8 protein-coding genes, 1 tRNA gene and 1 pseudogene are annotated in these 6154 nt (G+C 65.7%); 9 read left to right on the top strand and 1 reads right to left on the bottom strand.

What is annotated here, in order from left to right; genetic code table 11:
* From AD428_RS21430 to AD428_RS21470, 9 genes and pseudogenes are all read left to right on the top strand, one after another.
* Nucleotides 1-312: pseudogene (locus tag AD428_RS21430) on the top strand (peptidoglycan-binding protein LysM); the annotation flags it as partial.
* A gap of 11 nt (nt 313-323) precedes the next feature.
* A complete protein-coding gene (gene truA, locus AD428_RS21435) occupies nt 324-1121 on the top strand; it encodes a tRNA pseudouridine(38-40) synthase TruA (protein ID WP_053244942.1) in 798 nt (265 codons plus the stop codon).
* A gap of 50 nt (nt 1122-1171) precedes the next feature.
* Nucleotides 1172-2275 (top strand): TRAP transporter substrate-binding protein, encoded by a 1104-nt coding sequence (locus AD428_RS21440; protein WP_053244943.1) that lies wholly within the window; start codon nt 1172-1174, stop codon nt 2273-2275.
* Between the two features lie 62 nt (nt 2276-2337).
* On the top strand, nt 2338-2988 hold the full coding sequence (locus AD428_RS21445) for a phosphoribosylanthranilate isomerase (RefSeq protein ID WP_053244951.1): 651 nt from the start codon (nt 2338-2340) through the stop codon (nt 2986-2988).
* 151 nt (nt 2989-3139) lie between these two features.
* A tRNA-Val gene (locus tag AD428_RS21450) sits at nt 3140-3216 on the top strand.
* A 311-nt stretch (nt 3217-3527) separates the two neighbouring features.
* On the top strand, nt 3528-4019 hold the full coding sequence (locus AD428_RS21455) for an Hsp20/alpha crystallin family protein (RefSeq protein ID WP_053246528.1): 492 nt from the start codon (nt 3528-3530) through the stop codon (nt 4017-4019).
* Between the two features lie 284 nt (nt 4020-4303).
* Entirely contained in the window at nt 4304-4765 is a 462-nt protein-coding gene (gene fabZ / locus AD428_RS21460; RefSeq protein ID WP_255352290.1) for a 3-hydroxyacyl-ACP dehydratase FabZ, read from the top strand.
* A gap of 189 nt (nt 4766-4954) precedes the next feature.
* The gene (locus tag AD428_RS21465; protein WP_053246529.1) at nt 4955-5161 is read left to right on the top strand and encodes a cold-shock protein; all 207 of its coding nucleotides are present in this window, start codon (nt 4955-4957) and stop codon (nt 5159-5161) included.
* A gap of 81 nt (nt 5162-5242) precedes the next feature.
* Entirely contained in the window at nt 5243-5506 is a 264-nt protein-coding gene (locus tag AD428_RS21470; RefSeq protein WP_053246530.1) for a hypothetical protein, read from the top strand.
* 109 nt (nt 5507-5615) lie between these two features.
* Here the strand turns inward: AD428_RS21470 and AD428_RS29135 are convergent, their stop codons facing one another.
* The gene (locus AD428_RS29135; protein WP_082308538.1) at nt 5616-6059 is read right to left on the bottom strand and encodes an RcnB family protein; all 444 of its coding nucleotides are present in this window, start codon (nt 6057-6059) and stop codon (nt 5616-5618) included.
* Nucleotides 6060-6154: the final 95 nt, after the last annotated feature.

Genomic DNA, 6154 nt, shown 5'->3' on the forward strand with positions numbered 1-6154 from the left:
CCTGGCGCGGCGGAGCAGCCGCGGGCCGGCACGCCGCCCATCAACAAAACGGAGGATTCCGGCATGCCATCCTGGCTGGCGGACAATCTGCTCGTCATCGTGACGGCAGTGCTGGCGCTGGTCGCCTTCGCCATTGCGTGGCTGCTGCGCCGCGCGGGCACGCGGCGCGGCGACGAAGACGAAGAAACCTACGCCTATGGCGAGCCGGCGCTGGACGCGGCCGCGCTCGATCGCAAGCTCAAGGGCATCAATCTGGACCTGGACGAACCGCCCACGGACGAGCCTCGCCACGCCGGGGGTCCGAGGGTTTGAATACCGGCAGGATGGCGCTGGGCCTGGCCTATGACGGTTCCGCCTGGCAAGGCTGGCAGACTCAGCCGCATCGGCAAACGGTTCAAGATACGCTGGAAGCGGCATTGGCCCGCTTTTGCGACGTTCCGGACCCGGTGCCCACGATTTGCGCCGGCCGCACGGACACCGGCGTGCATGCGGCCATGCAGGTCATACACCTCGACACGGCCCTGGACCGCCGCACGGAATCCTGGGTAAGAGGCGTGAACGCCTTCCTGCCGCCCACGATTTCCGTGCAGTGGGCGCAACGGGTATCGGGCGATTTCCATGCCCGCTTTTCGGCCCGGTCGCGCACCTACGTCTACCTGTTGTTCAGGGGAAGGGTGCGGCCGGCGCTGTGGGCCGGACGTGCGGGCTGGAGCTTTCATCCCCTGGACGTGGACGCCATGCGCAAAGCGGCGCAGGTCTTGCTGGGCGAACACGACTTCTCCAGCTTCCGCTCTTCGCAGTGCCAGGCCGCCCATCCGGTGCGCGTCCTGCGCCGGCTGGACATCGCGGAGCGGGGGCCGTTCCTGGTGTTCACCCTGCAGGCCAACGCATTCCTGCATCACATGGTGCGTAATATCATGGGCGCATTGCTGCAGATCGGGCAGGGCCGCGAACCGGTATCGTGGATGACGCAGCTCCTGGCCGCCCGCGACCGGCGCCAGGGCGCGCCCACCTTTGCTCCCGACGGCCTGTACCTGTCCGCCATCGAGTATCCGCCCGAGTTTGGCCTGCGCGAACTCGACGGCGCAGCGACGCTGTTGTCGCCTTTCACCCAATCCTGAGCGCTGCCGCGGGCCGCGCTCTTTTACAGACTCGCACCCGGAGGCTTGCCATGCAACGCCGCGCATTCCTGAAGCAGACCGCCCTGGGCGCCGCGGCGGGCGGCGCGGCGCTGGCCGCGCCCGTCGTGGCGCAGACCGCGCCGTCCATTTCGTGGCGCCTGGCGTCGAGTTTTCCGTATGAGTCGCCCACGTTGTTCGCCGGCGCCGAGGACGTCGCGCGCTACCTGAGCGACGTTACCGACGGGCGTTTCCAGATCGAGATCTTTCCGGCCGGCGATCTCGCGCCGGCGGGGCAGGTGCTGCAGGCGGTGCGTGACCGGGTCGCCGATTGCGGACACACCGCGTCTACGCGCTATTTCGACATCGACCCCGCCCTCTGCTTCGATGGCGCGGTGCCGTTCGGCCTGAACACGCGCCAGATGCATGCATGGATGATCCAGGGCAACGGCCTGGCCCTGACTCGCGTGCTCTTCGACAAGCACAACATTCTCAATTTTCCTTGCGGCTATACCGGCGCCCAGATGGGCGGCTGGTTTCGCCCGGAGATCAAGACGGCGGATGATTTCCGTGGGCTCAAGGTCAAGGCGGGCGGTTTCGCGCGGCAGGTGCTCGCGCGGTTGGGCGCGACGCCCGTGGACGTGGACGCGCCCGACGCCTACACGGCCCTGGAGCAGGGTGAGGTGGATGCCGTCGCCTGGATCGGTCCTTATGACGACGAAGGGCTGGCGCTCTACAAGGTCGCGCGCAACTACTATTTTCCCGGCTGGTGGGCCGGCACGCTGCAGCTTTCGCTCTACGTGAACCAGGATGCCTACGACGAGCTGCCCAAGTCGTATCAGTCCGCGCTCGAGCTCGCCTGCCGCATGGCCAGCGGCAACATGCTCGCCAAATACGACGCCGGAAATCCCGACGCCTTGCACAGGCTGGTTTCGCGCGGCGCGCAGCTCAAGGCATTTCCGCGGCCTGTGCTCCAGGCCTGTCGCGACGCGTCCCTGCAGCTCTACGACGAGCTGGGCGCGAAAGACCCGATGTTCAAGAAACTGTACGAGAGCATGAAGAGCTTTCGCGACAAGCAGGCGCCCTGGTTCCGTCTCGCGGAGACCAGCTTCGACAACCTCGGCCTGAGCCTGGGACCGGATGCCTCGTCCGGCTGAGCGCGGCGCGGCGGATATACTGGCTTTTCGCGCCGCGCATGACGGCGCCGCTCAAGAGAAACATGCGTACCCGTATCAAGATCTGCGGCCTCACCCGCGAAAACGACATCGAAGCGGCCGTGGCCGCCGGCGCCGACGCCATCGGCTTTGTGTTCTACGCCAAGAGCAAGCGCTGCCTGGCGCCCGCGCGCGCGGCCGAACTGCGCCGCCTCGTGCCGGCTTTCGTGGACGTGGTGGCGCTCTTCGTCAATCCCTCCGAAACCGAGGTCCGCACCGTGCTCGACCAGGTCGGCCCCGATCTGCTGCAGTTCCATGGCGACGAGCCCCCCGAAGCCTGCGCGCGCTACGGGCGCCGCTACTTGCGGGCCTTCCGCGTGGGCGCGCCGGGCCTGGATACCGCCGCGGGCCTGGCCGAACACTGCCGCGCCTACGGCGATGCATCGGGCTGGCTGTTCGACAGCTACAGCAGCGGCTACGGCGGCAGCGGCCTGGCCTTCGACCATGACTTGCTCGCCGGCCTTCTGGCCGATGCCGCGGCGCGTCCGGTGATTCTCTCCGGCGGCCTCAATGCGCAAAACGTGGGCGCATCCGTCCGGCGCATCCGCCCCTGGGCGGTCGATGTCAGCAGCGGTGTGGAAGATTCCCCAGGCATAAAAAATTCTGCTAAAATTTTGGACTTCGTTTCGGCGGTGCAAAACGCCGATGCGGGCTGAAGAAAAGTGTTTGTGGCATCGTTTTGGTAGTGTCGCTGCAGCGGTATCGGCGCGAGTCAGGCGCACAACGCGAAACGCTGGGTCGAAAGGCAAAACAAGACAAAGCGATTTGCAAACCGCAAAAAAGCCATATATAATTTTTCTTCTTTGCAGGCGGTTAGCTCAGCTGGTTAGAGCGCCACGTTGACATCGTGGAGGTCGTTGGTTCGATTCCAATACCGCCTACCAAATTCCTGCAAGTGCCGCCAGGCACGGCAAACTGAAAAAGCCGCCAGTCAATGACCAGGCGGCTTTTTTGTTTGTTTTTTCGTTCACGGGAAATCGTGCCGGCGGGCGCTTGAATGAGCGGCCTGCCGGGCAGGCGTCGGCGCCCGGTTTACGTCGGACGCGCATCCGTCGCCCGCCCGCTTCCCCTCTTGAAATTCCTTTCGCTGCACCTACATTTACATCGCTGGCCGGCCGACAGGCGGCCGGGGGTTTTGGTCAAAGGCGGGCGCTGTCGCCGACAGAGGCCCGGCCGATTCGATAGGAGAAAGATTATGAGCGTACGTGATCTGATTCCTTGGGGCCGCAACTCCCAGGCCCCTGCCGCTTATCGCGACAAAGAGGAAAACCCGTTTCTGTCCCTGCACCGCGAAGTGAATCGGCTGTTTGACGATGTTTTCCGCAGTTTCGACATGGGTTATCCCGCGGGACGGGCGTTCGGCGGCTGGCCCAGCATCGAGGTGACAGACGAGGGCGAGAGTATCCGCGTTACGGCCGAGCTGCCCGGGCTGGAGAAGAAGGACGTGGAGGTCCTGCTCGAAAACGGGGCGCTGACGCTGCGCGGCGAGAAGCGCGCCGAATCGCAGGACAATGCGCGGCAGTTCTCCGAGCGCTACTACGGGCGCTTCGAGCGCGTGATCCCGATCGGCGATGACATCGACGAAGACAAGGTTGACGCCAGCTTCAAGAACGGCGTGCTGACCGTTACGCTTCCCAAGAGCGAACAGGCCCAGTCGCGCGTCAAGCGCATTGCCGTCAGCAACTGACCGGCCCGCTCCGCAGAGGCCGGTTTCTGCCGAGGAGGCCGCCTTTTCCGGGGCGCATCGCGCATGGGCGATGCGCCCCGTTGACGCGCACCCTTGCCGAAAAAGCGTCTTGGCCATGCCGGCGCCGGACGGTACATCCGGCGAGCGGAGCGCCGTTCTTGCCGGCCAGCCCGCGCCCGGCGGTGGCTTGCGTCCGTCTTTTGTGTGACACTGCCCGTTTGGCTGACCAAATCCCCGGGATACCCGAGTTTTTGCATGCCCAGCTTTCCGGGAGTAGCCCTGTCGTGACGCAACAACTCGATATCCGGTCCATCATGGACCGGCTTCCGCATCGCTATCCGATGCTGCTCGTGGATCGCGTGATCGATCTGGTTCCGCAGAAGAAGATCACGGCGATCAAGAACATCTCCGTCTCGGACCCCTACATGCAAGGCGCGCACGGTCTGCCGCCGGCCCTCATCGTGGAGGCCATGGCGCAGGCGGCCGCGTTGTTTTCCTTTGCCGACGAGGGCGATCAGCAGCGCCCGGGCAAAGGCAAGGCAGTGTATTACTTCCTGGGCATCGACGATGCTTCGTTCATCAAGCCGGTGGTCGCGGGCGACCAGCTTCGCATCGAGGTGGCGGCGCTGCGGCTGAGCCGGGCCCTGTGCAAATATCGCGGCCAGGCCTTCGTGAAAGACGAGCTCGTGGCGCAGGCATCCATCCTTTGCGCCATCCGCGACGCGGCGGAACCCGCGGGCGCCTGATCCGCGGCGGCGTTCCGGCACTTCAATTTGAAACGTCCATTGACGCGCAGGGCCAATGCGCCCATAGTGAACCGGATCTTCAAGCGTTGTGATCGTGTTCGATCGTGTGCGGCGACGTGCCCATTGCCTGCTTTCCTTCCTTGATCGTCATCCCGAGCAATGGCTCGCAATTTCAGGAAAGGAAACGCTATGGAAACGGGTATCGTGAAGTGGTTCGACGAGCACAGGGGCTTCGGGTTCATCATGCCCGAACTCGGCGGCAAGGATCTGTTCGCGCATTCCTCGGCCATCGAGGGCGAGGGCTTCAAGACGCTGCAGGAAAACCAGCGCGTCAGCTATGAGCGGACGCAAGGGGCCAAGGGCCCGCAGGCTTCGAACATACGCATCCTCGGATGACGCCTGGCCCTCCCAGGAGGGCCGCGTCCATTTTGCGCGCCGCGCCGTGCGGCGCAAGCGCGCCGAGGTGGGAGGCACCACATGAACGCCAACAGTACCGTGTACAAGGGCTACAAACTGATCGCGCGCGTCGTGCGCATACCGCAGGACGAGGCTGGAGGCGCGTCCAGATTCCGGGCGACCGTCAGCGTCGGCTTGTCCTCGGGCGATCTGCAATCGGCGGAGTCCTATTCCATTCCTCTCTACGACGCGGGCGGCTTCGCTTCGTCTCCGCGCGTGGCGGTCGACGCGGCCATCCGGCACGGGCGCTACCTGGTGGACCACAGCCTGCGCTCATGGGCCTGATCCGCCGGTAAAGGCGCGCCCGCCCCGCGGAAAGGCTTGCATACATGAAAACGCCAGGCGCGCGCATGCGCCTGGCGTTTTCATTATCGAGGCGGACGGATGGGCCGCCCTACCGGCCGCCCAGCAGCGCCTCCAGCACAATGCCGGTAGTGACGCCGATCAGGAAATAGTCGGCGCCGACGCTGATCCAGTGATAGCCGCGTGGCGGCTGGCGCAGATGGTGCGCGTGCCAGTCGTTGACGACGTATTGCGGGCCGCGGTAGGGGCTGGGCACCCGCTGGCCCTTGGACCAGTGTTGCGGCGGCGGATCCGCCGGGCCGCGGCCCGGTCCGCCCGATGGCCCGCGTTTCGGGCCCGCGTCGTGGCCATGGCCGTGGCCGGGCGCGCCCGGCGGTCCGCCGGCAGGGCCGGGCCGCGAAGCCTGGCCGTGATCCGGACCTCCCGCAGGCCCTCCCTGTCCGTGGCCCGGTCCCGGACCGCCCGGCTGGGCCACGGCGACGCCGCTCGACGCCAGGATCGCCGCCAGCAGGGCAGAAGCGAATTTGCGGTGCATGAAGTTCTCCTTCTTCCGGCAAAGGCCGGTGGGAGAAATTCTACGGGCGCGAACCCGCTGCGCCCGCAGCAAGCGTTACCCGAGGTAAGCGGAAC

The sequence above is a fragment of the Achromobacter sp. DMS1 genome (genome assembly GCF_001270295.1).

Bases quoted from the DNA above. Each gene is read 5' to 3' on its own strand.
- truA (WP_053244942.1), top strand. From the start codon at position 324: ATGGCGCTGGGCCTGGCCTATGACGGTTCCGCCTGGCAAGGCTGGCAG.
- AD428_RS21440 (WP_053244943.1), top strand. From the start codon at position 1,172: ATGCAACGCCGCGCATTCCTGAAGCAGACCGCCCTGGGCGCCGCGGCG.
- AD428_RS21445 (WP_053244951.1), top strand. From the start codon at position 2,338: ATGCGTACCCGTATCAAGATCTGCGGCCTCACCCGCGAAAACGACATC.
- AD428_RS21455 (WP_053246528.1), top strand. From the start codon at position 3,528: ATGAGCGTACGTGATCTGATTCCTTGGGGCCGCAACTCCCAGGCCCCT.
- AD428_RS21465 (WP_053246529.1), top strand. From the start codon at position 4,955: ATGGAAACGGGTATCGTGAAGTGGTTCGACGAGCACAGGGGCTTCGGG.
- AD428_RS21470 (WP_053246530.1), top strand. From the start codon at position 5,243: ATGAACGCCAACAGTACCGTGTACAAGGGCTACAAACTGATCGCGCGC.
- AD428_RS29135 (WP_082308538.1), bottom strand. From the start codon at position 6,059: ATGCACCGCAAATTCGCTTCTGCCCTGCTGGCGGCGATCCTGGCGTCG.